23 protein-coding genes are annotated in these 23,980 nt (G+C 61.7%); 12 read left to right on the top strand and 11 right to left on the bottom strand.

What is annotated here, in order from left to right:
- Positions 1-10 precede the first annotated feature (10 nt).
- The 11 genes from rplI (at position 11) to BMZ42_RS09725 (ending at position 11,180) form a co-directional block, all read left to right on the top strand.
- The gene (gene rplI, locus BMZ42_RS09775) at positions 11-592 is read left to right on the top strand and encodes a 50S ribosomal protein L9 (protein ID WP_091521629.1); all 582 of its coding nucleotides are present in this window, start codon (positions 11-13) and stop codon (positions 590-592) included.
- Positions 593-885: 293 nt separating this feature from the next.
- On the top strand, positions 886-2,169 hold the full coding sequence (locus BMZ42_RS09770; protein WP_091521627.1) for an SAM-dependent methyltransferase: 1,284 nt from the start codon (positions 886-888) through the stop codon (positions 2,167-2,169).
- A gap of 71 nt (positions 2,170-2,240) precedes the next feature.
- Positions 2,241-2,564, top strand: coding sequence for a YnfA family protein (locus tag BMZ42_RS09765; RefSeq protein ID WP_091521856.1), 324 nt, complete (start codon positions 2,241-2,243; stop codon positions 2,562-2,564).
- Positions 2,565-2,828: 264 nt separating this feature from the next.
- Entirely contained in the window at positions 2,829-4,322 is a 1,494-nt protein-coding gene (locus BMZ42_RS09760) for a replicative DNA helicase (RefSeq protein ID WP_091521624.1), read from the top strand.
- Positions 4,323-4,395: 73 nt separating this feature from the next.
- Entirely contained in the window at positions 4,396-5,502 is a 1,107-nt protein-coding gene (alr, locus tag BMZ42_RS09755; protein WP_244523225.1) for an alanine racemase, read from the top strand.
- On the top strand, positions 5,502-6,899 hold the full coding sequence (radA, locus tag BMZ42_RS09750; protein WP_091521619.1) for a DNA repair protein RadA: 1,398 nt from the start codon (positions 5,502-5,504) through the stop codon (positions 6,897-6,899). Before alr ends, radA begins: the two co-directional genes overlap by 1 nt.
- Positions 6,900-6,939: 40 nt before the next feature.
- Positions 6,940-7,485 (top strand): CvpA family protein, encoded by a 546-nt coding sequence (locus BMZ42_RS09745; RefSeq protein ID WP_091521616.1) that lies wholly within the window; start codon positions 6,940-6,942, stop codon positions 7,483-7,485.
- A gap of 57 nt (positions 7,486-7,542) precedes the next feature.
- Positions 7,543-9,009, top strand: a complete 1,467-nt coding sequence (gene purF, locus BMZ42_RS09740) for an amidophosphoribosyltransferase (RefSeq protein ID WP_091521614.1) — start codon at positions 7,543-7,545, stop codon at positions 9,007-9,009.
- Positions 9,010-9,190: 181 nt separating this feature from the next.
- Positions 9,191-9,955 (top strand): SDR family NAD(P)-dependent oxidoreductase, encoded by a 765-nt coding sequence (locus BMZ42_RS09735; RefSeq protein WP_091521612.1) that lies wholly within the window; start codon positions 9,191-9,193, stop codon positions 9,953-9,955.
- A gap of 99 nt (positions 9,956-10,054) precedes the next feature.
- Positions 10,055-10,408, top strand: a complete 354-nt coding sequence (locus BMZ42_RS09730) for a hypothetical protein (RefSeq protein WP_091521610.1) — start codon at positions 10,055-10,057, stop codon at positions 10,406-10,408.
- 109 nt (positions 10,409-10,517) lie between these two features.
- A complete protein-coding gene (locus BMZ42_RS09725; RefSeq protein WP_091521608.1) occupies positions 10,518-11,180 on the top strand; it encodes a 1-acyl-sn-glycerol-3-phosphate acyltransferase in 663 nt (220 codons plus the stop codon).
- Between the two features lie 234 nt (positions 11,181-11,414).
- Here the strand turns inward: BMZ42_RS09725 and pssA are convergent, their stop codons facing one another.
- The 5 genes from pssA to BMZ42_RS09700 form a co-directional block, all read right to left on the bottom strand.
- A complete protein-coding gene (gene pssA / locus BMZ42_RS09720) occupies positions 11,415-12,242 on the bottom strand; it encodes a CDP-diacylglycerol--serine O-phosphatidyltransferase (RefSeq protein WP_091521605.1) in 828 nt (275 codons plus the stop codon).
- A 3-nt stretch (positions 12,243-12,245) separates the two neighbouring features.
- Positions 12,246-12,944 carry a phosphatidylserine decarboxylase gene (locus BMZ42_RS09715; RefSeq protein ID WP_091521603.1) on the bottom strand — a complete coding sequence of 233 codons (699 nt, stop codon included), beginning with the start codon at positions 12,942-12,944 and terminating at the stop codon, positions 12,246-12,248.
- An 81-nt stretch (positions 12,945-13,025) separates the two neighbouring features.
- Complete coding sequence (locus tag BMZ42_RS09710; protein WP_091521601.1) at positions 13,026-14,918, bottom strand: ABCB family ABC transporter ATP-binding protein/permease; 1,893 nt, start codon at positions 14,916-14,918, stop codon at positions 13,026-13,028.
- 20 nt (positions 14,919-14,938) lie between these two features.
- Complete coding sequence (locus tag BMZ42_RS09705; protein ID WP_244523221.1) at positions 14,939-15,286, bottom strand: ArsR/SmtB family transcription factor; 348 nt, start codon at positions 15,284-15,286, stop codon at positions 14,939-14,941.
- Between the two features lie 122 nt (positions 15,287-15,408).
- Complete coding sequence (locus BMZ42_RS09700) at positions 15,409-16,983, bottom strand: LysM peptidoglycan-binding domain-containing protein (protein ID WP_244523220.1); 1,575 nt, start codon at positions 16,981-16,983, stop codon at positions 15,409-15,411.
- Between the two features lie 114 nt (positions 16,984-17,097).
- On the opposite strand from BMZ42_RS09700, the gene BMZ42_RS09695 reads away from it, so the two are divergent.
- Positions 17,098-17,709: an LOG family protein gene (locus BMZ42_RS09695; RefSeq protein ID WP_091521596.1), complete on the top strand. Its 612-nt coding sequence runs from the start codon at positions 17,098-17,100 to the stop codon at positions 17,707-17,709.
- Here BMZ42_RS09695 and rarD read toward each other — a convergent pair.
- From rarD to cysS, 6 genes are all read right to left on the bottom strand, one after another.
- Complete coding sequence (gene rarD / locus BMZ42_RS09690; RefSeq protein WP_091521594.1) at positions 17,693-18,634, bottom strand: EamA family transporter RarD; 942 nt, start codon at positions 18,632-18,634, stop codon at positions 17,693-17,695. The two genes, BMZ42_RS09695 and rarD, sit on opposite strands and share 17 nt — an antisense overlap.
- 151 nt (positions 18,635-18,785) lie before the next feature.
- Positions 18,786-20,399, bottom strand: coding sequence for a citramalate synthase (cimA, locus tag BMZ42_RS09685; protein ID WP_091521592.1), 1,614 nt, complete (start codon positions 20,397-20,399; stop codon positions 18,786-18,788).
- Positions 20,396-21,352: a prolyl aminopeptidase gene (gene pip / locus BMZ42_RS09680; protein WP_091521590.1), complete on the bottom strand. Its 957-nt coding sequence runs from the start codon at positions 21,350-21,352 to the stop codon at positions 20,396-20,398. Before pip ends, cimA begins: the two co-directional genes overlap by 4 nt.
- On the bottom strand, positions 21,349-21,840 hold the full coding sequence (locus BMZ42_RS09675) for a GFA family protein (protein ID WP_091521588.1): 492 nt from the start codon (positions 21,838-21,840) through the stop codon (positions 21,349-21,351). The genes pip and BMZ42_RS09675 overlap by 4 nt, the downstream gene beginning before the upstream one ends.
- 5 nt (positions 21,841-21,845) lie before the next feature.
- On the bottom strand, positions 21,846-22,229 hold the full coding sequence (locus BMZ42_RS09670; protein WP_091521585.1) for a VOC family protein: 384 nt from the start codon (positions 22,227-22,229) through the stop codon (positions 21,846-21,848).
- Positions 22,226-23,740, bottom strand: a complete 1,515-nt coding sequence (gene cysS, locus BMZ42_RS09665; RefSeq protein ID WP_091521580.1) for a cysteine--tRNA ligase — start codon at positions 23,738-23,740, stop codon at positions 22,226-22,228. Before cysS ends, BMZ42_RS09670 begins: the two co-directional genes overlap by 4 nt.
- Between the last annotated feature and the right edge of the window lie 240 nt (positions 23,741-23,980).

The following is a 23,980-nucleotide window of genomic DNA, read 5'->3' as shown; positions in this document are numbered from 1 at the left end:
GAGCAAGACAATGGACGTCATTCTTCTTGAGCGCATCGCACGCCTCGGCCAGATGGGCGACACCGTCAAGGTCAAGGACGGCTTCGCACGCAACTTCCTTCTTCCTCAGGGCAAGGCACTGCGTGCCAACGAAGCCAACAAGAAGAAGTTCGAAGGCCAGCGCGCACAGCTCGAAGCCCGTAACCTTGAGCGCAAGTCCGAAGCTGAGAAGGTCGCCGAGTCCCTCGACGGCAAGAACTTCATCGTCGTTCGTTCGGCTGGTGAAACCGGCCAGCTCTACGGCTCAGTTTCGACCCGCGACATCGCAGATATCCTTGCAAGCGAAGGCTTCACGGTTTCGCGCAACCACGTCGAACTGAACCAGCCGATCAAGACCATCGGCCTGACCAATGTCGAACTCTCGCTGCACCCGGAAGTTCAGGTGACGATCACCCTGAACATCGCACGCAGCGCCGACGAGGCAGAGCGTCAGGCAGCAGGCGAGAAGCTTGATTCGGCAGAAGCCATCTATGGCGACGACATCAACGAGAACGCCCGTCCGGACGCATTCTTCGATCCAAACGAAGACGGCTTCGACGACGAAGACGAGTAATCACCCGTGTGATTGCAGAATTGATACCCGGCTGGAAACAGCCGGGTATTTTCGTTTCAGGGGAGAAAACTTGGCGGTCACACGAAGTTGAGGTAGCTTACCCTGCGTAATTTGATGCGTGTCGCGATCGTTCGGATCGCTTCACACGCTTTGAGTTCGTGTAATGACGCATGTCTTGATGCCGAAACCGGTTCTCACTTTCGGGAGACATGCTTCAGGTTTTGTAGTTGCGCATGTCTTGATGCCGAAACCGTTTCCCACTTTCGGGAGACATGCGATATCGAGGTGAGCCCATGAACAGAGTGCTGCAAGGCATTGTCGGGCGGCTGATTCGCACCGGCAATCTCACGGTCACCGATCCGGACGGAACCGCAGACAAGTTTGGCGACGGCAACGGGCCGCCTGTTCATGTCGTCCTCAAAACCCATCACGCCGAGCGCGCCATCGCCTTCGACCCGATGCTTTCACTGCCCCAGGCCTATATGGACGGCGAACTGGAGATGGCAGAAGGAGATATTCTCGACCTGCTGCAACTCGTCTATTCGAATATGGGGCCTGCCGGCGTCGAGCCAGCCTGGACCAAAGCCATCGAAGGCATGCGGGTTGCGTTGCGGCGCCTGCAACAGGTCAACACGGCGGCCCGCGCGAAACGCAATGTCGAGCATCACTACGATCTGTCGCGCGAGTTCTACCGCCTGTTCCTCGACGACGACCTGCAATATTCCTGCGCCTATTTCGAACGCCCCGACATGACGCTGGAAGAAGCGCAGCTGGCCAAGCGCCGGCATGTGGCCGCCAAGCTGCGGCTGGAGCCTCGACAACAGGTGCTCGACATCGGCTCGGGCTGGGGTGGGCTTGCGCTCTATCTCGCGGAAAATTTCGATGTCAATGTGCTCGGCGTTACCCTCTCGACGGAACAACATGCCGTTGCGACTGACCGCGCGCATGAGGCAGGGCTGCAGAACCGGGTTCACTTCGAGATCCGCGACTATCGCGACCTGCAGGAGCGCTTCGACCGGATCGTCTCGGTCGGCATGTTCGAGCATGTCGGCGTGAACCATTATCATGCGTTTTTCGAGCGTGTGAGCGCGCTGCTCAAGCCCGACGGGGTGATGGTGCTGCATGCGATCGGCCGGGCCGGACCGCCGACAGCGACCAACGCCTTTATTCGCAAATACATTTTTCCGGGCGGATATATCCCTGCCCTGTCCGAAGTGCTGCCACATATCGAGAAGGCCGGATTGATTGTCGACGACATCGAGATTTTGCGGCTCCATTATGCCGAGACGCTGAAACACTGGCGTCAGCGCTTTCATCAACAACGCCAGCGCGTGCTGGAAATCTACGACGAGCGCTTTTTCCGCATGTGGGATTTTTACCTGGCGGGTTCGGAAGCTGCATTTCGCTGGCAGGGTCTGATGGTGTTCCAGATCCAGCTCTCTCGCAGCAATGACGCGGTGCCGATCACCCGCGACTACATCGCCAGATGCGAGGAAAAACTGCGGGCGCGCGATGGCGGCAGCGCAAGGGCGGGCGCAGTGGATGAGGCTGCACCGCACACGCTCAGGGGTCCATGAAAGGTCGCGGGCGGGAAGCGCTTGCGTTTCCCGACATGAGAAACAAGATGGCGGCTTCAACAGAGGCTGTCATGACCCTACCGATCTTCGTCGCCGCCGCGCTTGCAGAAATTGCCGGTTGCTTTTCATTCTGGGCGTGGTGGCGGCTGGGAAAATCCGTGCTGTGGCTCATCCCCGGCATGTTCAGCCTTGCGTTGTTTGCCTGGCTTCTCAGCCTTGCAGACACCGACGCGGCGGGGCGCGCCTATGCAGCCTATGGCGGCATCTATATCTGCGCGTCGCTCGGCTGGCTGTGGGCGGCGGAAGGCATCCGTCCCGACCGGTTCGACGTTCTGGGCGCGCTTGTCTGCCTTGTCGGCGCGGGGATCATCCTGATGGTGCCACGCGGCGCGTAAGGCTGACCGCTCGTCGGCATTCTTCATTTGTTCCAATCGGTGCGCGCGCCTAGAATAGCATGTGATTCGCGTCAACGATTAAGCGTGCCCCGTCACCGACTGCCTGTGGACGAGTGTGAATCATGGGTCTGGCGGTGCAGGTGACGCATGATAAGCGCCATGACCGTTTGAATGCGAGTGCTGACCGGTCTAGGACTGACGACAACCCGAACCGGGGCATTGTTTTCAGTATCCGGTCGCTCAACCTTACAGGCTGGAACGCGCATGGCTGAAGCACTCCGCAAACTGAATCAAAGCGCTGAAACGCCCCTTTACCGCGAAGCTCCGAACAATATCGAAGCGGAACAGGCGCTGCTGGGCGCGATTCTCGTCAACAATGACGCGTTCTATCGCGTCTCGGACTTCCTGAAGCCGACTCACTTCTACGAACCGCTGCACCGGCGCATCTACGAGGTGCTGAGCGAACTGATCCGGATGGGCAAGATGGCCAATCCGGTGACGATCAAGACCTTCCTGCCCGCCGAGGAAAAAGTCGGCGACATGACCGTGGCGCAATATCTTGCCCGGCTTGCCGCCGAAGCCGTGACGATCATCAACGCCTCGGACTATGGCCGCGCCATCTATGATTTGGCGACCCGCCGCTCGCTGATCACCGTTGGCGAAGACATGGTCAATGTCGCCTATGACGCGCCGGTCGACATGGCGCCGCAGACGCAGATCGAGGACGCCGAACGCCGCCTGTTCGAACTGGCGGAATCGGGCCGCTATGACGGCGGCTTCGAGAGCTTTTCCGACGCGGTAAAGACCGCCATCGACATGGCCAGCGCCGCCTATATGCGCGACGGCCACCTCTCGGGCATCGCCACCGCGCTGCATGATCTCGATGCGCGCATGGGTGGCCTGCAGCCCTCCGACCTGATCGTGCTGGCAGGACGTCCCGGCATGGGCAAGACCTCGCTGGCCACCAATATCGCCTTCAACATTGCCGCCGCCTATGAGCCGGAGCAGCAGGCGGACGGCTCGTTCAAGGCCAAGAATGGCGGTGTCGTCGGGTTCTTCTCGCTGGAAATGTCGGCGGAACAGCTGGCGACACGTATCATCTCCGAGCAGGCGGAAGTGCCCTCCTCCAAGATCCGTCGCGGTGACATGACCGAGACGGATTTCGAAAAGCTGGTGGTGTGCACGCAGACGCTGCAGAAGATCCCGCTGTTCATCGACTCTACCGGTGGTATCTCCATCGCCCAGCTGGCCGCGCGCTCGCGTCGCCTCAAACGCCAGCGCGGCCTCGACGTGCTGGTGATCGACTATATTCAGCTGATGCAGGGCTCGAGCGCGAAATCCTCGCAGAACCGCGTGCAGGAAATCACCGAGATCACCACCGGCCTGAAGGCGCTGGCCAAGGAATTGTCGGTGCCGATCATCGCGCTGTCACAGCTGTCGCGTCAGGTCGAATCGCGTGACGACAAGCGCCCGCAGCTCTCCGACCTGCGTGAATCGGGCTCCATCGAGCAGGACGCCGACGTAGTGCTGTTCGTGTATCGCGACGAATATTACATGCAGAGCAAGCAGCCGGAAGAAGGCACCGCCGAGTATGAAGAATGGCGGCTGAAATTCGAGCGCGTGAAGGGCAAGGCCGAAGTGATCATCGCCAAGCAGCGTCACGGCCCGACCGGCACCGTCGAACTTGCGTTCGAGGGCCAGTACACGCGCTTCTCGGACCTTGCCGACGAACAGCGCCTGCCAGAACGGTTCGAGTGACGTGACGGACTGGACGCGCTACAGCCCCGACGAAGCGCATAGCGGACCCGATCCGCGGCTTGGCGGTGGGCGTCTGACGATCGACCTTGGCGCGCTGGCGGACAATTATCGGCTGCTCGTCGCCAAGGCCGCGCCGGCAAAGGTCGCCGGCGTGGTGAAGGCCGACGCCTATGGGCTGGGTGCGGCACAGGTCGGCAAGGCGCTTTGGGGCGCGGGATGCCGCACCTTCTTCGTGGCACTGCCCGACGAAGGCATCGCCTTGCGGCGGGCGTTGCCTGATGCGGAAATCTACGTTCTCAACGGGCTGTTCGGCCCGGAAGCAGCGCCCGCCTACGCCGCGCACCGGCTGATCCCGGTGCTGGGTTCGCAAAGCGACATCTCCTGTTGGGAAGCCTATGGCTGGGACGGCGAGACGCCGCGACCCTGCGCAATTCATGTCGATACCGGCATGAACCGGCTCGGTCTGCGGGCAGAGGAAGCGCTGGCCTTTGCGCAGGAAAACGCGCTGACGCGCGCCGTCACGCCAAAACTGCTGATGTCGCATCTGGTCTGTGGCGACGAGCCATCGCATCCGATGAACCAGCGACAAGTCGAATCATTTCAGGCGGTTCGGAGCGCTTTCGGCGACATTGATTCAAGTCTGGCAAATTCGGCCGGCATGTTTTTGGGGCGCGAATTTGCGTTCGACCTCGCCCGTCCCGGTATCGCGCTCTACGGCGGCGCGCCCGTGTCGGGGATGGCGAACCCGATGAAGGCGGTGGTGACCGCTGAAGCGCGGGTGGTGCAGGTGCGCACCGCGCGGCGCGGCGAAACCATCAGCTATGGCGGCGCACAGCGGCTGGAGCGCGACACGATCGTTGCCATTGCGTCGGTCGGCTACGCGGATGGCTATCTGCGTTCCGGGTCGAGCGCCGGGGTGCCGCTGCGCAGCGTTGTCTCTCCAGGTGCGGCGGGGTATCTCGGCGGCAAGCGCGTGCCGGTGCTGGGACGGATCACGATGGACCTGACGTCGTTCGACGTCACCGACCTCGGCCCTCATGCAGTGACGGCGGGAGACTGGATCGAACTCATCGGCAACAACATGCCGCTGGACGAGGTGGCGAAAGCTGCCGGGACGATCTCCTACGAAATTCTGACCTCTTTGGGACGGCGCTATCACCGCCGGTATATAGGCGCCTGATGGCAAGAGCCCGATCCGTTTTCCTGTGCCAGAACTGTGGCGCAACCCATACACGCTGGGCAGGCAAGTGCGATTCCTGCGGCGAGTGGAACACGCTCGTCGAGGAAGGCACCCATGGCGGCATCGCCAGCGGCCCGGCGGGCATGAAAAGCTCGCGCAAGGGGCGTCCGGTGACGCTGACCACGCTGTCCGGCGACATCGACGAGGCCCCGCGCATCGTCTCAGGGATCGGCGAACTTGACCGGGCTACCGGTGGCGGATTCGTGCGCGGCTCAGCGCTGCTGATCGGCGGCGATCCGGGGATCGGCAAGTCGACCCTGCTGACGCAAGCGGCGGCCGCGCTGGCACGGCACGGACACCGCGTCGTCTATGTCTCGGGTGAAGAGGCGGTGGCGCAGATCAGACTTCGCGCCCAGCGCCTCAATGCGTCGGAAGCGCCGGTGGAGCTGGCCGCCGAAACCAATGTCGAGGATATTCTGGCGACGATCTCGGAGGGCAAGCGCCCCGATCTGGTGATCCTCGATTCGATCCAGACGCTGTGGACGGACATGGCAGATTCGGCACCGGGCACCGTGACGCAGGTGCGCGCCTCGGCGCAGGCAATGATCCGCTATGCCAAATCGACGGGCGCGGCGGTGGTGCTGGTCGGCCACGTCACCAAGGAAGGCCAGATCGCCGGACCGCGCGTGGTCGAACACATGGTCGACGGCGTGCTCTATTTCGAAGGCGAAGGCGGGCACCATTATCGCATTCTGCGGACGGTGAAAAACCGCTTCGGCCCGACCGACGAGATCGGGGTTTTCGAGATGTCGGACAGAGGGTTGCGCGAAGTTGCCAACCCATCAGAACTGTTTTTGGGCGAGCGCAGCGCCAAATCGCCGGGCGCGGCCGTGTTCGCCGGCATGGAAGGCACCCGCCCGGTGCTGGCCGAGATACAGGCACTGGTTGCCCCCTCGCCGCTTGGAACGCCGCGCCGCGCGGTTCTCGGCTGGGACTCGCAGCGATTGTCGATGGTGCTCGCGGTTCTGGAGGCCCATTGCGGCGTGCGGTTTGCCCAGCACGACGTCTACCTCAACGTGGCGGGTGGCTATCGGATTTCAGAACCGGCCGCCGATCTTGCTGTTGCGGCTGCACTCGTTTCCTCGCTGACCGGTCTTGCCCTTCCGGCCGATTGCGTCTATTTCGGCGAAATCAGTCTTTCGGGGGCTATCAGACCTGTTGCTCATGCGCAGCAACGTCTGAAAGAAGCGGAAAAGCTGGGTTTTGCACAGGCAGTCATGCCGGCAGCGACGGATGAGCAGAACGGCGATAAAAACCGGAAGACATTTCAGCCGGCTACCCTTACCGATCTGGTCGTTCGCATTGCGGGCGCAAAGAAGCGAAACCCGGACGACTGACATTTGCGAGCCACGCTCGCGCGATTGGAGTGAAGCCTGAATGCCTATCACCCTGCTTGACGGAATTCTCGTCGGGTTCGCCCTCGTTTCAGCCGTACTGGCGATGGTCCGCGGCTTCTCGCGCGAAATTCTGTCAATTGCCTCATGGGCGGCGGCGGCGGCGGCAGCGTTCTTTTTCTATCCCTTCGTCGTTCCCTATGTCGCGCCCTATGTCGACCACGCCCAGTTGCAGATCGTTGCAGCCGCAGGCGTCGTCTTCCTGATCGCGCTGATCGTCGTCACCGTCGTGACGATGAAGATCGCGGACTTCATCATCGACAGCCGCATCGGCGCGCTCGACCGCACTTTGGGTTTCCTCTACGGTGCAGCGCGTGGCGTTCTGGTGGTGGCCGTCGGACTGCTGTTCTTTTCCTGGCTGGTCGGCTCAAACCCGCCCGCATGGATTGCTGAAGCAAAGTCGCTTCCGCTGCTGGAAGGAATCGGCAACTGGCTTGAGAGCATTCTGCCGGACGACCCGGAAAATTCTATCCTGAACCGCATTTCGCCGGCAGGCGAAGCTCCCGGCGCGGAACCACGGGACAACTGATTTTCGCCACGAACTGGCGATAACAACACTTGAAAACATGGCGAAAGGCGTAGCGTAATGGCTGACGCGAACGATACCCCGTTTTCATCAGAAGATGATCGCTTTCACGATGAGTGCGGCGTCTTCGGCATTTTTGGTAGGCAGGATGCTGCGGCCATCGTGACGCTGGGGCTGCATGCGCTGCAGCACCGTGGGCAGGAGGCGGCAGGCATCGTTTCCTTCGACGGCCAGCAGTTTCATGTCGAACGACATGTCGGCCTCATCGGCGATACCTTCACCAAGAAGGCGGTGATCGACCGGCTGAAGGGCCATCGCGCCATTGGCCACACACGCTATGCAACAACCGGCGGAACCGGCCTGCGCAACGTGCAGCCGCTGTTTGCCGAACTCGCGGACGGCGGCATTGCGGTCGCCCATAACTGCAACCTGACCAATGCCATGACCGTGCAGCGCACGCTGCAGAAGCAGGGCTCGATCTTCACGTCCACCTCGGACACCGAGACGATCCTGCACCTGATCGCCACCAGCCGTGAACAGGACATCAATTCGCGCTTCATCGACGCTGTGCGACAGATCGAGGGCGCGTTCTCGCTCGTCGCGCTGACCGCCAAGAAGATGATCGGTTGCCGTGATCCGATGGGCATTCGCCCGCTCGTTCTCGGCGATCTCGATGGCGCGTGGATCCTGGCTTCGGAAACCTGTGCGCTCGACATCATCGGCGCGCGCTTCGTGCGCGACCTGAAGCCGGGCGAAATGGTGGTCATCACCTCGAAGGGCATCGACAGCTTCTTCCCGTTCGAGCCGCAGAGCCCACGCTTCTGCATCTTCGAATATGTCTATTTTGCCCGCCCCGACTCTTACGTCGAGGGCCGCAACGTCTATGGCGTGCGCAAGAATATCGGGATCGAACTTGCCCGCGAAAGCCCGGTCGATGCGGATATCGTCGTGCCGGTGCCGGATTCCGGCACCCCGGCGGCCATCGGCTTTGCGCAGGAAGCGAACCTGCCGTTCGAGCTCGGCATCATCCGCAACCATTATGTCGGGCGCACCTTCATTTCGCCGGGCGATTCGATCCGCCACATGGGCGTGAAGCTGAAGCACAACACCAACCGCAAGATGATCGAGGGCAAGCGCGTCGTGCTGGTCGATGACTCGATCGTGCGCGGCACCACCAGCCAGAAGATCGTGCAGATGGTGCGCGACGCGGGGGCGAAAGAGGTGCATATGCGCATCGCCTCGCCGCCGACCCGCGCCTCGTGCTTCTACGGCGTGGACACGCCGGAAGCTTCCAAACTTCTGGCCTCGCGCATGTCGGTGGAAGAGATGGCGGAATTCATCCGCGTCGATTCGCTCGGCTTCCTTTCAATCGACGGGCTTTACCGCGCTGTCGGCGAAGCAGCGCGCGACAACGAGCAGCCGCAATTCTGCGACGCCTGCTTTACCGCGCAATATCCGACGCGACTGGTCGATGTGGAAGGCAGCGACAACATCCGTACGCTGTCGCTCCTGGCCAATAACGGCTGACGACGCGGCCATTCTGATCCTTGCGGCTCTGCCTGCCCCGACGGGCCATGCAGGGCCGCTTTGCGTTCGCAAGACGCCAATCTGCGTGACGGGTTCCGTTTCGGCGCAATTCAGGCTATCTGCCCATCGATGGATGCTGCGCTTTTCCCGCAGCCCTTGAAGCCGCGATGGAGTTCTGGCCATGACGACCTCTTCTCTCAATCTCTCCGGCCGCGTTGCGGTCGTTACCGGCGCTTCGCGCGGCATCGGTTATTTCCTCGCCCGCGAACTGGCTGCGGCCGGCGCCCATGTGGTCGCCGTTGCGCGCACGGTCGGCGGGCTTGAAGAACTCGACGACGAGATCAAGGCCGAGAAGGCGATCAGCGGCAAGGGCGAAGCAACCCTCGTGCCGCTCGATCTGACCGATGGCAAGGCCGTCGACCGCCTCGGCGGCGCCATCCACGAGCGCTGGGGCAAGCTTGACATCATGGTCGCCAATGCCGGCGTGCTGGGCGTCATCGCGCCGCTTGGCCATGTCGAAGCAAAGGTGTTCGACAAGGTGATGGCGATCAACGTGACGGCGACGTGGCGTCTGATCCGCTCGCTCGATCCGCTGCTGCGCCTCTCAGACGCCGGACGGGCGCTGATCATGTCGTCGGGCGCAGCCCACTCAGCGCGTGCCTATTGGGGCCCCTACGCGGCCTCCAAGGCGGCTGTGGAAGCCATGGCGCGCTCATGGGCCGACGAAAGCAAGAACCTGCCGCTGCGGGTCAACTGCGTGAACCCCGGCGCGACCCGCACCGCGATGCGCGCACAGGCAATGCCCGGCGAAGACCCAAGCACGCTGCCGCACCCGTCGGAAATTGCCAAGACAATTGCACGGCTGGCGAGCCCCGAGGTGACTGAGACCGGCCAGATCTTCGACGTTCCGTCAAACCGCTTCGTGCGCTACCGGATGCCGGAGTAAACGGCACCGTGGCTCATCTTTCGCAGAACTATCGACCGGCAATCGCGAGCATGCTAGATTGCAGCGTTGCCGGGCTTTAACCATTTGCGGAAGCGACTGATGAGAAAGACCTCTTTGTCTGTGGCGTTCACGAGCATCGCGCTGCTGATGTCTTCACCGACATTTGCCGATGTCTTCAGCTCACAGGGTTTTTCAGGCCAGACCACGACGCTCAACAACCTGCCGGGGGTCAACCTCGATGCGGTTCCGGGCTTCTCCAAGAACGACAATTGCGTCGAGACGCAGTTCAACGGGCCGATCTGGCGCGACGGACCGCGCTCGGGCACACGCACGGACTGCCGGGTCGGCAACTTCACGTTCAGCACGGAACGCAGCAGCGACCTGCCGAACCCCAACGATTTGCGCTATGGCGGCAATCCTCCGCCGTGGGAGCAGCGCTGGCGGCCGGACTGACGCCGGCATTTCCACGAAACAGACTATCCGGCTTATCACCAGCGTAACCACCCGATTGACCTGCGTTGAGCTTGCGCTACGATTCTCAAGAGCCTGATATGAGGAACGCATGATCCTGGCAGGACTTATCATCGGCGCCATCGTGGCCCTGTGGCTCGCTTACGCGGCATGGCTCGCATCGGCACAGAACATCACCTATCGTCAGGCACTGGTGCATGCACCGCTGGCGCTGGTGCGCCGCGTCGACGCCCACGCCTTGCGCAATGCACGTAATGAAAACCGGGTGATCTATGTGGTCAGCCACCAGTCGAAGATCGATCCGGCGCTGATGCTGGCGTTGCTGCCGGACGAGACGCTGCATATTCTCGACCCCTACTCGGCACGGGCGCTGTGGCTGGAGCCGTGGCGCGAACTGGCGCGGACCATCACGTTCAATCCTGAACACGTCTTCGTCAGCCGTCGGCTGGTGCGCGTGCTGCGCGGCAGCGGCAGACTGTGCGTATATCTGCCGGTGTCAGCGACACCGGACACGCGCGAATTCCGCCTCTACCGCGCGATCTCGCGCATTGCGCTGCGCGCCGATGCCAAGGTGATGCCGATCCATGTCGCGGGAAGCGGCGACGGCAAATTCAGCAAGCTGACGGTCAAAGCGCTGCGGCCAATGACGATCGAGGAGCTGATCGAGCGCAACAGCGAATCGGACATGTCCTCGGCTGCGCTCTACAAGCGGGTGAGCGAGGTCGCCACGCCACCGCCAGCCAAGGCGGCCTGAGCCGGTTTTGTTTTTCACCTAATGTCTTTGATCCCGAAACCGGTTTCCACTTTCGGGAGACATTGCTTGCTTTAACGCATGTCTTGAACCCCGAAACCAGTTCCCACTTTCGGGAGACATGCTTGTTTTCACGCATGTCTTTAACCCGAAACCGGTTCCCACTTTCGGGAGACATGCTTGTTTTCATGCACGTCTTTAAACCCGAAACCGGTTCCCACTTTCGGGAGACATGCTTTATTCGGTTGTGGTCGCTGAATTTTGCCCGGCTTCGCCTTGCGAAAGCGCTTCGCGGCGGAAATAGGCACGCGCTCCGAACGGCAGAAGGGCGATGTAGGCCAAGGCCGTGAATGCCATCGTGTGCCAGGTATAGCTGAACAGCAGCACGACATAGGCGACGATGCCGAGGATCAGCGGCATCACCATGTCCCGGCGGATGCGCGCATCGCCGCTCTTGCCCGAATAGACCGGCAGGCGGCTGACCATCAACAGCGCAATGACAACGGCAAATCCGCTGGCGATGAAGGCGAAGGTTTGCGTGATCGGAAGGCCGAGGAAGCCGAGATAGACCGGCAGCATCACCAGAAGCGCGCCAGCGGGAGCTGGAACACCAACGAAATAGTCGCTTTTCCACGCCGGACGGTCGGGATCGTCGAGCATCACGTTGAAGCGCGCTAGCCGCAGGCAACAGGCAATCGCGAACAAGAGGGCGGCAGCCCAGCCGAACGATCCGGCCTGATCCAGCAGATAGGCGTAGAGCACCAACCCCGGCGCGACGCCGAAATTGACGATGTCTGCCAGAGAATCCATCTCCGCGCCGAAGCGGGACGTCGCCTTGAGCATGCGCGCAACACGCCCGTCGAGCGCGTCCAGCAGCGCCGCCGTGAGGACCATCGCGACCGCGAGCTCGAACCGGTGCTCGAATGCCAGCCTGATCCCCGACAAGCCGGCGCACATCGCCAGCACTGTAATCAGGTTTGGCGCGATCAGACGGATCGGAATTTCCCGCAAACGCGATTTGCGGCGGCGCGGAGCGTTAGCTTCGGGTGACGAACGCGGCGCCATGCGTCAGGAAACACGCACAACGGGCGACATTGCCTGAACGCCGAATTCGGCGATCACGGTCTCACCGGCAACGGCGGTCTGCCCCACGGCCACCTTAGCGACGGCTCCTGCCGGCAGGTAGACGTCGACGCGCGAACCGAAACGGATCAGCCCGAAACGGTCGCCGGTGGAAATGTCGCTGCCGGCGTCGGTCCAGCACAGGATGCGACGCGCAACCAGACCTGCGATCTGCACCGCGGCAACGCGGCCATGGGGGCTGTCGATGACGAGACCATTGCGCTCGTTCTCAGAACTCGCCTTGTCCAGCTCCGCATTGAGGAACTTGCCGGGGCGATGCTCGACGGCAACGATGCGGCCACGCACCGGCGCACGGTTCACGTGGCAGGAGAACACGTTCATGAACACCGAAATGCGGGTCATCTCGGTCGGTCCCAGGCCCAGTTCGCGCGGCGGCACAGCCGGACCTACAGCCGAGACGATGCCGTCGGCAGGGCTGATGACCAGATCGTCATCGACCGGCGTGACCCGCTCGGGATCGCGGAAGAAATAGGCGCACCATGCGGTGAGGATCGCCCCTACCCAAAACAGATTGATAGAGAAGAAGCCCAACACGACAGTCACCGCGGCGAAGCCGGCTACGAAGGGCCAGCCCTCGCGATGAATGGGCACAAATGCGTTCTTAATGGTGTCAACCAGGCTCATGACGAGCAAGCGCTCCCTCAAATTACAGGTCCGCTGCTTAACGCATTGCCGCCCAGCTATCAACGAACGATTAGCACTTGCTTACACGCCCGGCTCGACTTCCTCGGTACGGCGGCGGACCACGACGCCGAATTCATCTTCCTCGCGCGCACGGCGCAGGCGTTCTTCAGCCTCGGTTGCCTCACGCTGACGATCCCACATTGCCGCGTAAAGTCCACCCGCGTCCAGAAGATCGACGTGACGGCCGCGCTCGGCGATCTGCCCATCCTGCAGCACGATGATCTCGTCAGCGGAAATGACCGTCGAGAGGCGGTGCGCGATGACCAGCGTGGTGCGACCCTGACTGACGAGATCCAGCGCGGACTGGATTTCCTGCTCGGTCTGGGTGTCGAGCGCCGACGTCGCCTCGTCCAGCATCAGAATCGGCGGCGCCTTGAGGATCGTGCGTGCAATGGCGACGCGCTGCTTTTCACCGCCTGAAAGCTTCAGACCGCGCTCGCCAACCATGGTCTTGTAACCCTCGGGAAGACGCTCGATGAAGCTGCCGATCTGCGCAAGCTCGGCTGCGCGCTGCACATCCGCCTCGCTGGCATCAACGCGACCGTAGCGAATGTTGTAGGAAATGGTGTCGTTGAACAGCACCGTATCCTGCGGGACCATGCCGATTGCGGAGCGCAGGCTCGACTGGGTGACGTCGCGAACATCCTGTCCGTCGATTTTCACCGAGCCGCCCTGCACGTCGTAGAAGCGGAAAAGAAGGCGTGAGATCGTCGACTTGCCAGCGCCGGAAGGGCCGACAATGGCAACGGTCTTGCCCGCTGGCACCTCGAACGACACGCCCTTGAGGATCGGACGGTTGGCGTCATAAGCGAAGTGGACATTGTCGAAGATGACCGTGCCCTCCTTGACGACGAGAGCCGTCGCATCGCTGCGATCCACGATCTCGGCCTTGACGTGCAGCAGGTCGAACATCTGCTCGATGTCGGTCAGCGCCTGACGGATTTCGCGATAGATGAAGCCGATGAAGTTCAGCGGGACGGAAAGCTGCATCAGCATCGCGTTGACGAAGACGAAGTCGCCGATGGAATGGGTGCCGCGCGACACTTCCCATGCCGACAAGGCCATCACAGCCGCCATACCAATGCCGAAGATCACACCCTGGCCGAAATTGAGCCAGCCGAGCGAAGTCCAGGTCTTGGTCGCCGCGTCCTCATAACGCGCCATCGAGCGATCGAAGCGCTCGGCTTCCATCTTCTCATTGTTGAAATATTTGACGGTTTCGTAGTTGAGCAGCGAGTCGATGGCCTTGGTATTGGCCTCCGTGTCACTGTCGTTCATCTCGCGACGGATCGAGATGCGCCAGTCGCTCGCCTTGACCGTGAACCAGGTGTAGAGCGCCACGGTGACGGCGATGATGGCGACATAGATCCAACCGTAGACGACCCAGAAAATGATGGCCGTGAGGGCAAATTCGAGGATGGTCGGCAAGGTGTTGAGGATCGTGAACCGGACGATCGACTCGATGCCCTTCACACCACGCTCGATGACCCGCGACAAGCCGCCGGTGCGCCGCTCCAGATGGAAGCGCAACGACAGATCGTGCATGTGAACGAAGGTTCGGTAACCCAGCTGCCGGACCGCATGCTGCCCGACGCTGGCAAACAGAGCGTCGCGCAGCTGGTTGAAGCCAAGCTGCAGAATTCTGACCGCGTTGTAGGCAAGCACCAGCATCACCGGCGCGACAAGGACCGCCGGCACATAATCAGCCGGCTTCAACTCGCCAGTCAGCGCGTCCGTCGCCCATTTGAAGAAATAGGGCACGAGAATGAGAACGAGCTTGGCGATCACCAGAAACACGGTCGCCCAGACGACCCGCGCCTTCAGGTCGGCGCGGTCGCTCGGCCACATATAGGGCCACAGATTGACCAGCGTTCCAAATGTCGTATCGCCCTTGGAGGCAGTTTTAGAAGCCAAGGCACTATCCTTGAAAAAAATCAGTCGGCGTCTTCACCAGCAGGCAAGCCGCAACAAGAAGTCAAAAGTCCATTCACGGATTCCGCCAGCGCCCTGACCTCATCACCGTCGACCTCATATCTGGATCGCCGATTGTCGGGCGTGAACCTGACGAGACCTGATTCAACCAGAACCTTGAGGTGCTGCGACACGGTCGACTGCGCAAGATGCAACCGATCGACGACATCCTTGCAGCAACAGGCCTCCACTTCGGCAAGATGCTGAAGAATCTTCAGCCGCGCCGGGTGCGACAACGCAGCAAGCTTCGCCGCCATCGCATCGCGATCACGGCATTGCTGCATGTTTTCATGGTTTGAAACGGTATCCATCGTATATCGGCGATATACGATGGATAGAGCAATGTTACAAGTTCAACTGTGCGCGAAAGTTGCAGTCGCGCATGTCTTTATTCCGAAACCGGTTCCCACTTTCGGAGAGACATGCGCAAACCTCAACGGCTCGGAGCGGGCGCCTCGTCCGGCGTTACTGCCTGATCGCCAATCGCCTCCATGTCGGCCTGCTCGCCTTCCGACGTCTCGCCAGGAACTGCGAATACCTGGCCCGGCCAGATGCGGTTCGGGTCGGCGATCTGGTCCTGATTGGCAAGATAGATCGTGGAGTAGCGAACACCGCGCCCATAAACGCGCCGCGAAATGCGCCACAGCGAATCGCCGCGACGGATGATAACGGCACCATCGGCGCGCTGAAGCGCCGGGGCGGTCAGATCGTCTGCCTTGGCGTGCTCCTTTTGGGCAGTTGCGTCATCGGTCGACGCGGCTGCTTTTTCACCAGACTGGGTGTCCGGCCCGGCTGCTGCTGGCGCTTGCGCGGCAGGAGCTTCCTGCGAAGGCGCTGGCTGCTGAGGAGCGACGGCGGCAATCGCCTCGCCCGGCTCACGCTCGAACGGAACGGCGGCGCGCGCGACGACGGCACCATCGGCCCCGATCACGTCGGCGCGGATCACGTAGCTGCCGACCGGCAGATCGCGCTTTGCCTCGACAAGAAAACGTCCGCCATCGGAGGCGCGGGCATCGCCAAGCAGGCTGTCGCCGGCATAGACGCGGACGGTCAGACCGGCAGGGGCCTGTCCGGCGACGAAAATCGTATCGCCTTCGATCTCGACCGCATCGACGCTGACCGAATGAACCGGCGCAATTTGCGGCTGAGCCTTTTCTTCTGCGGCAGGGGGCGCGGCAGTGACCTCTGGTTCAGTCGCGGGTGCGGCGGCGGGCTCTTCGGTGGCCGACTGCGCCTCGCCTGCATCACCGCTGCCGGATTTCGACTGCGCATCCACCTCGCCAGCGGACTGTGCAGATTGGGCGGATTGTGCTTCCGGCGTCGCATCAGCCGCCGTTGCATCCTCGCCCGGCGCGGCAGAAGGTTCCGACGCGCCCTCGCCCTGCGCCGCTGGCTCCGGCTGCTTGGCGGCTTCAGGCACGGTGATCAGCTCGGCGGCTTGTCCCGGCGCTTCGACCATGGCCAGAACCTGCCCGGACGAATCCTGTGGCACCGAGACGATGGCGGTTTCGACGGACGTCACGACTTCGTCGCCCGACGTCGTGCGCAGCGAAAGCTGGTAGTCGCCGGGAGCAAGCGCCTTGTCGAACACGGCGACGAAATCGCCTTCGCGTCCGGCCTTGGTGGTGGCGATGATCGCATCGCCATTCAGGATCTCGACCTGGGCATCAGGCGCGGCCTTGCCGGCGATGACGACAGAGCCGTTCGGCTCGACACGCAAGAGGTCGAAGGACGGCGAGACAAGGCGGTCCTGCTTGGTCGCAGATTCCACGGTTTCGCCAGCTGCTTCCGACGCTGCTTGGTCCTGCGACCCAGCCTTCGAGGCTGCATTCGAATCGGCGGCGTTCTGATCTTTTTCGGGGGCCGGTTGCACCTGCGAAGGCGGCGTTGCCACCACAGCCGGCTCACGACCCAGATAGGGGTCGAGCAAACCGGTGAAGTACGCGGTGCCGGCAGCAGCGATCACGCCGCCCAGCAAAAACAGTAACGCCCTAAGCCAACCCACCATGATGCCGGTTCCCTTGCCGAATTTCCCTTGCGTCTAGCCTGTTTTAGCAGCCCCTACAACAAAAAGCCCAGCGACCCTTGACCAGTCTGGTTAACGACGCCACCAATCTTCCTCATGAACCTGATTCGATCAATTTGCGTCTATTGCGGCTCTTCCCCCGGGCAGGGCGATATCTACATGGAAGCGGGCTATCAGCTCGGTCGTTCGATAGCTGGCGCAGGGCTGCGCCTGGTCTATGGCGGCGGCAACAAGGGCATCATGGGAGCGGTCGCAAAAGGCACCATGGATGCCGGCGGTCCGGTGACGGGCATCATCCCGCGCTTCCTGATGAACCGCGAGGCGACGGAAACCGCGCTGACCCAGCTCGACGAAACCATCGTCACCGAGAACATGCACCAGCGCAAGCACGCCATGTTCGAAAAATCGGACGCCTTCGTCGCGCTTCCGGGCGGTATCGGCACGCTGGAGGAAGTGATCGAGATCATGACCTGGGCGCAGCTTGGCCGCCACAAGAAGCCGATCGTGTTCGGTAACGTCAATGGCTTCTGGAACCCGATGATGACCCTGCTCGACCATATGCGTGGCGAGGGGTTCGTTCATACCGGCCATCTTGTTCAGCCCTTGATGATCGACGATGTCGCGGCGATCGTGCCGGCAATCCTGGCGGAAGCGGCCGGATCGGGCTCGCCTTCGGAAGGCGACGCCAGGGTCATCGACCGGCTTTGACCGCCTTTCCGGGACCATAAAACATGGACCATGTGTAAAGCGCCAGGCCGGCCCAGATGAGGGCAAACGCAACCACTCGGACCGGCCCGAACGGCTCGCCGAATATGAACACCGCCATCAGCGCGATGATCGTCGGCGAGATATATTGCAGGATGCCGACGGTCGAGATGCGCAGCGCCTTCGCGCCGATGCCGTAGAGGATCAGCGGAATCGCCGTCACCGGCCCGGCCAGCATCATCAGCGTTACATTCGCGCCGCCATCGGCGAAGAAGTGCCCCTGCCCCGATGTCTCAAGCCAGATGACATAGCCAAGGCTCGGCAGGGCAAGAAGCATCACCTCGAGGAAAAAGCCCTGACTTGGGCCAACCGGAAGCGTCTTGCGCAAATAGCCATAGGCGGCGAAGGTTCCGGCGAGCGCCAAGGACACCCATGGCAAGCCGCCGGCATCCACCGTCAAGATCACAACCGCTAGTACGGCAAGCGCGACGGCGACCATCTGGTAGCGGTTCAGTCGCTCACCCAACAGCGCGGCACCGAGAAGGACCGTCATCAGCGGGTTGATGTAATAGCCCAGCGCCGCCTCGACCGTGCGATCCACCGCAATTGCCCAGACATAGATCGCCCAATTGGCCGAAATGATCGCAGCCGTCAGCGCCGCCATCAGCATCGTGCGCGGCTCGCGCAGCGCCGCCTTGATATCCGCGGTGCGACCGAGGGCGAGAAGAATGACACCGGCAACCGGCAAGGACCACAGCACGCGATGCGCGACGACTTCGACAGCGGGGATGAAATCAACCGCCTTCATGTAAAGCGGCAGCGTCCCCCACATGAGGTAGGAAAGCACCGCGAAACCCAGGCCACGCGATGACGAAGCGTCTTCGCTCGCACTGGTGCTTTCGGCGCCAACCGCCGCGTTCTCCTGCATGTTGCTCTTCTCTTGCTGGTGGCGGGCACTTGTGTGCCCTGCCAATCCGGTTCGTCCCGCAAGGGCTTACCCTGCGACAACAATCCCAACCAGCGCATAAAACTGATGCGTTGGTGGAATTCCATTGAACAATGGGAGCCGACGTCCCGGCCTATTGCGCCGCCACCGCCTGCTGCGCGCGATTTTTCACGAGCTTGTAGACAATCGAGTCCATCAAGGCCTGGAACGAGGCGTCGATGAGGTTTTCCGACACGCCGACCGTGCGCCAGCGCTCGCCGGTGCCATCATGCGATTCAATGAGAACGCGGGTGATGGCTTCGGTGCCGCCATTGAGGATACGCACCTTGAAATCGGTGAGCGTCAGATCGTCGATCTCGTTCTGGAACTTGCCGAGATCCTTGCGCAGCGCGATGTCGAGCGCGTTGACCGGGCCGTCACCTTCGGCCACCGACATTTTCTCCTCGCCGTCGATGAGGATTTTCACGATCGCTTCCGAGACGGTCTTCACGTTGCCATTGGCATCGTAGCGGCGCTCGACCATGCAGCGGAACGATTCGACGTGGAAAAATGTCGGGACCGCGCCGAGCGTGCGACGCGCCAGAAGATCGAAGCTGGCGTCAGCGCCCTCATAGGCATAGCCCTGCGCCTCGCGCTCCTTGACCAGCGCAATCAGCGTATCGAGCCGCGGATCGTCCTTGGCGACCGGAATACCGCGACGCGTCAGTTCGGCGATGAAGTTCGACTTGCCGCCCTGATCGGACACCATGACACGGCGGGTATTGCCGACGGTTTCGGGCGGGACATGCTCGTAGGTTTCCGGCTCCTTGAGCAGAGCGGAAGCGTGGATGCCGGCTTTGGTGGCAAATGCCGACGCCCCGACATAGGGAGACTGCAAATTCGGCACGCGATTGAGAAACTCGTCGAATGAGTGGGACAGGCGCGAAATGCCGGTGAGCTTGTCGTGGGAGATACCGGTTTCGAAGCGGTCGGCGAAGGCCGGCTTCAGCATCAGCGTCGGCAGGATGGTGATGAGGTTGGCGTTGCCGCAACGCTCGCCAATGCCGTTCAGCGTGCCCTGAATCTGCCGCACGCCAGCGTCCACCGCAGCCAGCGAGTTCGCGACGGCCTGACCGGTGTCGTCATGGGCGTGAATGCCCAGATTGGCACCGGGAATGCCTGACGCAATCACCGCGCTGACAATCTCGCGCACCTCGGTTGGCTGGGTGCCGCCATTGGTGTCGCACAGGATGACCCAGCGCGCGCCAGCGTCGTAGGCCGCGCGGGCGCAGGAGAGCGCATAGGCCGGATTGGCCTTGTAGCCATCGAAGAAGTGCTCGCAATCGACCATCGTCTCCTTGCCGGCGGCGACCGACGCCGCGACCGAGGATGAGATCGATTCGAGATTTTCGTCATTGGTGCAGCCGAGCGCCACTCGGACATGGTAGTCCCAGCTCTTGGCGACCAGACAGGTTGCATCCGCGCTGGACTGGATCAGGGCGACAAGGCCCGGATCGTTGGAGGCCGAGACACCCGCGCGCTTGGTCATGCCGAAGGCGACGAACGAAGACTTTCGCGTGCGCTTCTTCTCGAAGAAGGCCGTGTCGGTCGGGTTGGCCCCCGGATAGCCGCCCTCGACATAGTCGAAACCGAACGCGTCCAGCATCCCGGCAATGGCGATCTTGTCCTCCACGGAGAAATCGACGCCGGGCGTCTGCTGCCCATCGCGCAAGGTGGTGTCGTAGAGGTAGATGCGTTCGCGTGTCATGCTTTGCCTGCAAATTTGTCGGTAGCGTAGATCAGCCGGTCAAGGATTCCGGGTTCGGAAAATGCGTGTCCTGCGCCTTCGATGAGGAAAAATTCAGCGTCCGGCCATGCCCTGGAAAGCTGCCATGCATAGGTGGCAGGGCATGGCATGTCGTAGCGGCCATGCACGATCAGGCCGGGAATGCCAGCCAGCTTGTGGGCATCGCGCAGCAACTGGCCCTCTTCCAGCCAGCCGCCATGGACGAAATAGTGGTTCTCGATGCGCGCGAAGGCGAGCGCGAAATGGCCCTCGCCGAACTTGTCGCTGGTCTCCGGCTCCGGCAGCAGCGTGATCGTCTGGCCTTCCCACGTACTCCAGGCAAGCGCGGCCTCGATTTGGGCTGCCTTGTCATCACCGGTCAGGCGCTTGCGGTAGGCAGCCATCATGTCGCCGCGCTCCTGCGGCGGGATGGGAGCCAGAAAACGCTCCCACTTGTCCGGGAACATCTGCGAGACGCCGAACTGGTAGTACCAGTCGAGTTCGGCTTTGGTGAGCGTATAGACGCCGCGCACCACCAATTCGCTGACGCGCTGCGGATGCGTCTGGGAATAGGCGAGCGCCAGCGTCGAGCCCCATGAGCCGCCGAAAACCAGCCACTTGTCGACGCCCATCATCTCGCGCAGGCGCTCGATGTCGGCAACGAGGTGCCAGGTGGTGTTGGCTTCAAGCTCGGCATGGGGCGTGGAGCGACCGCAGCCGCGCTGGTCGAACAGCAGCACATCGTAAAGCGCCGGATCGAACAGCTGCCGATGGACCGGCGCGATGCCGCCACCGGGGCCGCCATGGAGGAACACGGCGGGCTTTGCGCCGCGCGTGCCGACACGCTCCCAATAGATGACGTGGCCGTCGCCGACATCGAGGTGGCCGGTTTCGAACGGCTCAATCTCCGGATAGAGGGTGCGCAATGCGGTCATGCTCTGTCCTTTGGCGGCCATTTGCTCGTGTCGTGGTCGGGGTGCTGATAGCTTTCGATAGAAGCAAGCATCTCCGCCGCCTCTTCATCGTCTAGCGTCACGCGGGCCGGAAGTTGCGACAGCGTATCGACATAAGGAAGCTTGCGCTCGACACCGAACTGGATTGTCGGGCGCACCTCGTCCGGGGCATCGAACGCGCCGATGGCGAGTGCGACCTCGTTCAGCGCTTCATAGGTCAGCGGCGTGCCGCAATTGGCGCAAAATCCGCGCTCGACATGATTTGACGAGCGGAACCGTGTCGGCTCGCCGCGTATCCACTCCAGCGTGCCGGGCTGAACGGCGACCAGAGGCGCATAGAACGCGCCGAACGCCTTCTGGCACATGCGGCAATGGCAGATGGACGCCTGCCCCAGCGCGCCTTCGACGCGAAAACGCACCGCACCGCACTGACACCCGCCGCCATAGATCGGCTTGTTGTCGAGGCTCATCGCCCCTATTCCGGCGCGTGACAGACGGCCTCGATGTTGTTGCCATCCGGATCGAACACGAAAGCGCCGTAGTAGTTCTCGTGGTAATGGGGCCGCGGCCCCGGCGCGCCATTGTCACGTCCGCCGGCAGCAATCGCGGCGGCGTAGAAGGCATCCACCTCGGCGCGGCTGCTGGCCGTAAAGGCGTAGTGACGTCCGGGGCCGGTCTCGCCGCTCTCGTTCAGCCAGAAATCCGGCTTGGTGCGGCCATAGCCGCCGACCTTGACGCCGCCGGTGAATTGTTCGGGAACAATGCTCAACAGCTTGATGCCGAGCGGCGCGAAAGCCGCATCGTAAAACGCCTGCGCGCTCGCCCAGTTGGAAACAGGTATGCCGGTATGATCAATCATCGGATTACTTCCCATGTGGTGACGCGCTCGCCCGTTGCCGGGTCCTTGCCGTCCTTGAGTTGTACGCCCTGAGCTGCAAGTTCATCGCGAATCCGGTCGGCTTCGCTCCAGTTCTTGTTGCGGATGAAATCGAGACGTTCTTCGATTTTCGCAACGAGTTCTGGTTGTTCCGCCGACGTGCGCGAATTCACAACATTTTCAATGAGATTTTCAAAGCCTAACAGCTTGAGACTCGCCAACAACGGCATAATCTCTGGCCTCTCGTCGGCTCCGACTTTAACTAGCCACCTTAAATTTCCGGATAGCGCGCGAATAGCCGAATAAGTGTCGAGATCATTACCTAAATTTTCCAGAACTTCACGAACAACGAATGTAGATCGTATGTCCTCCACGCAGGAAAACTCACGAGAACGTAAAGCTACTGAAATCGCGGTTCGCCAGTTTTTTATTATGCTTTCTGCTTCTTCCAACCGGCGCACCGAAAAGTCGATCGGCTCGCGATAGTGGGTCATCAGCATGGCAAGGCGCAGGACTTCGCCCGGCCATTTGCGGCCGCCGAACTTGTCGGTGTCGAGCAGTTCGTTGATGGTGACGAAATTGCCTTCCGACTTCGACATCTTGCGGCCTTCGACCTGCACGAAGCCGTTGTGCATCCACACGCTCGCCATGTGCGCCGTGCCATGGGCGCAACGCGACTGGGCGATCTCGTTTTCATGGTGCGGGAAGATCAGGTCGAGGCCGCCGCCATGAATGTCGAACTCGTTGCCGAGATGGTGCGCGCTCATCACCGAGCATTCGATGTGCCAGCCGGGGCGGCCATAGATGTCGAGATGCTGCCCGTCGGCGTGGAAATGAGCCGGCCAGCCAGGCTGGTCCGCGGCGCTTTCCTTCCACAGCACGAAGTCGCCGGGGTTGCGCTTGTGATCCTTGATCTCGATGCGCGCACCGGCCTGCTGCTCGTCCAGCCTGCGGTTGGAGAGCTTGCCGTAATCGGGCATCGACGAGACGTCGAACAGCACTTCGCGGCCTTCCGCGCCGGTCGCGACATAGGCGTTGCCCTTGTCGATCAGAGCCTGCGCCATCTCTACCATGCCGTCGATATGCTCGGTGGCGCGCGGCTCGAAATCCGGCTCGAGGCAGCCGAGACGCTTCACGTCGGCGTGGAACTGCGTCGCGGTCTTTTCGGTGACCTTGCGTATGGCGGCGTTAAGGGACAGCGCACCCGACGAAATGTCGTTGCCGAAATCGCGCAGGGCACGCGCGTTGATCTTGTCGTCGACGTCGGTGATGTTGCGCACATAGGTGACGTGCGCTTCGCCGTAGACATGGCGCAGCAGGCGGTTCAGCACGTCAAAGACGATGACCGGACGCGCATTACCGATATGGGCGAAGTCGTAGACTGTCGGTCCGCACACATACATGCGCACGTTCTTCGGATCGATCGGAGCAAAATCCTCCTTCGTCCGGGTGAGCGTGTTGTAGAGCCGCAAGGTGGCGACGGATTCAGACATGGATTCTCCCTGGCCAGCTGGCCGGGGCGTTTATCCTATCCTGTCGAGAAGACGAAAACGGCCAGACCAGCGAGCACGCTAGCCAATAATGCAGATGCCGAAAATGGCGAAAGTCGTTTTCATAGCTGCTTTATCGCGCCCGTCCGGTTTGCCGTCAAGGGTGATACCGAAGCTACACGCAACGAATTCGCCAAGAAGACCGCTAAGAGTTTATTAAATATGTAACGGAAAGTGGCCGTT

Origin of the sequence: Aquamicrobium aerolatum DSM 21857, from assembly GCF_900113935.1 — a bacterium.
Lineage (GTDB): Bacteria > Pseudomonadota > Alphaproteobacteria > Rhizobiales > Rhizobiaceae > Aerobium > Aerobium aerolatum.
Note: the sequence above shows the minus strand (reverse complement) of the source record. Positions and strands in the feature narration are given on the sequence as shown.